Source organism: Vibrio mexicanus (assembly GCF_001012815.1).
GTDB lineage: Bacteria > Pseudomonadota > Gammaproteobacteria > Enterobacterales > Vibrionaceae > Vibrio > Vibrio mexicanus.
The window spans coordinates 1-2,691 of sequence record NZ_JYJP01000082.1 but is presented as its reverse complement, the minus strand read 5'-3'; the positions used below and the strand labels follow the sequence as shown (position 1 = coordinate 2,691).

Annotated in this window: 2 protein-coding genes; one reads left to right on the top strand and one right to left on the bottom strand. The window is 43.0% G+C overall.

What is annotated here, in order from left to right:
* A partial coding sequence (locus UA76_RS24720; RefSeq protein WP_047046247.1) for a hypothetical protein occupies positions 1 to 253 on the bottom strand: 253 nt, incomplete at its 3' end.
* 914 nt (positions 254 to 1,167) lie between these two features.
* Here UA76_RS24720 and ylqF point away from each other — a divergent pair.
* Entirely contained in the window at positions 1,168 to 2,112 is a 945-nt protein-coding gene (ylqF, locus tag UA76_RS11690; protein ID WP_047046246.1) for a ribosome biogenesis GTPase YlqF, read from the top strand.
* The last annotated feature ends 579 nt before the right edge of the window (positions 2,113 to 2,691 follow it).

The window sequence follows — 2,691 nt, the reverse complement described above, 5'->3', positions numbered from 1 at the left end:
TCACATTAGCGCCATCCATCGCTAATAAATGATTTTCATCATAGGGACGCCTCATTTGGACTAGCTGCTTGTTCCCCTTAGTACGACCATACGGATATGCAGACTTAAACTTGAGAATGGTTGCCCGTGTCTGTCCTTCAGGGGTCCCCACCACAGCCCTAAAAAGTTGCTTTAAACCGTGCTCCTTTTGCTTAACAGAATTAGCTAGCGCTCTATCTTTGTGCTCTTTCGACTTCTCTACTTTCTCATACATATCTCAAACCTCTTTAAATTGGATTTTGTCACTTGTTATAAACTTCCTTCATTGCCTATACATAGTGGCGAAGCCACTGTGGACTTTATCTCGACTATCTCATCTAGTGGCGAACTGAATTTCCAAAAACCTGTGTCGTCATGTGTATAAGTCTTGGTCGTCTTTGAGCTGGAGTATTCAAGTAATGCTAGGGAATTCCTAAGGCCAATTTCGGCGTCTGTCCCACTACACCATTGTCCGTGGTGGTTGGCTCTACCATGCCTATTTTTGTTTGACTACATGGCCCAGCTTGAGTGCCATTTGCATTACCGTCCTTGCTCGCCTTTTCACTTTGTTCTGTTTTTACTTTATGCCTGTTTCTACGGCGCGACTTGGTATAAACGACGAAGATGTTGGCAAAATAAGTGCTTCGTTAAGCCAATAGGGAAAGGTCGCCTACTACCCTAATGCAGCTATTGGCAAAGGGGCGTATCAGCCATGAGGGCGTGATTGGGTAAAGTCTAAAAAGTTGGCCTCACATATATATCGGTGAGATTTCACCTTGATCACTTTGTTGATACTTTGCTTTCAATCGATGGGAAGGAGTACACACTTCTCGGCGTTGGTTCCACTGTTCACTTTGTCTTCAGCCGTCCGGCACACTAAGCCGACGGCTTTTAGCCTAGAAGAGTTCTTCGATCGATCGACCTCAACTGTATGACACCAAAAAGCAAACTGTTTTGTATCAACCTATAACCTACCGGACTGGCAGTTAGAAAAGGATGTGCTTTCCATCTTTACCAAATACGAAACCATAGACTCAATAGATAACAAGGCTCGATTCAAGTACAATACCGCCATTAAATGTAACCAACCTAGCTAGAACTTTTTGTCATTCAAAACTTTAAAGCTAGCAATTAAGGCTATGTATTCAAATGGTTAACAACACAATTCAATGGTTTCCTGGGCACATGCACAAGGCTCGCAAAGAGATTGAAGAAGCCATTCCTCAGGTAGACGTGATTATTGAAGTGCTTGATGCACGTATTCCGTTCAGCAGTGAAAACCCGATGATTTCGCAAATCCGTGGCGATAAGCCTGTGGTGAAGGTTCTTAATAAGCGAGATCTTGCTGATCCAGAAATGACAGAGCTTTGGATTAACCACCTTGAGAAAGAGCAAGGTGTAAAGGCGATGGCGGTCACCACGTCTGAACCGCAAGAAGTGTACAAAATCATGGAGCTTTGCCGCAAACTAGCTCCGCACCGTGAAGAGATTGGCAAAAACATTCGTACCATGATCATGGGTATTCCAAACGTAGGTAAATCGACCATCATCAATACCCTTGCAGGTCGTACTATTGCCGTAACCGGTAACCAGCCAGCGGTGACTCGCCGTCAGCAGCGTATTAACCTACAAAATGGCATTGTCTTATCTGACACGCCTGGAATCTTATGGCCAAAAGTTGAAAACCCACACAGTGGTTTCCGCTTAGCGGCGACTGGCGCAGTTAAAGATACGGCAATGGAATACGATGAAGTGGCGTTCTACACGGTAGAGTACCTAGCACAAGCGTATCCAGAGCGCTTAAAAGAGCGTTATAACATTGATGAACTTCCTGAATCGGACATCGAAATCATGGAAGAGATCGGCCGTAAGCGTGGCGCACTACGCGCGGGTGGCCACATCGATCTGCATAAATGTTCTGAAATTCTATTGCACGAGCTGCGTAGCGGAACACTTGGCCAGCTAACGCTAGAAAAACCAGAGATGATTACTCAAGAGTTGGTTGAAGTGGAAATCGAAGCGGCGCGTAAAGCAGAAGAGAAAGCCAAGAAAAAAGAAGAACGCCGCAAGCGTTATCTGAAAAACAAACGCTAACCAAGCAAGAAGCGCAATATGATAACGCGCTTTGCCTGAATAAGAGAGTTACCTACTTTGACACGGGAGCGACCTGTTAATCAAAGGAAACAAAAGGTAACTCTCATGCTTAGTGCCTTCCATCCCGTAACCTGCTCCAAATCTCCTACACACAAGATAGCTATTAACTAAGCGTATTAAAATAAAACAATCACTTATATCTAAATACAACTCTCAGTTATTACATTGCTTACTCATAAAACTGGAACGACAATCAAGGTAACGCCTTGAATTGATTGTATTACTTTCGGCTAGAATTGACACTTCAACCTGTTTATAACGGCTAATTGACGATGCCAGTGTCTATTAATACCTTCTATCCGATGAGATTTATTTCAATTATGCGCATTATGTTGTTTGTATTTTTCCTCATGTCTTTTCAAGTGAATGCGAAAACATTTGATATAAGTGGGTTCGCAAATGCAAATCAATTAATTTGGGACAGTAGCTTTAAATTGTACATTGATGAATATTTTGGCAAACATAAGAAATCCTACTTCTGGTCAAACTCACTGACTTCGGAACAAGTAAGGTCTGGTT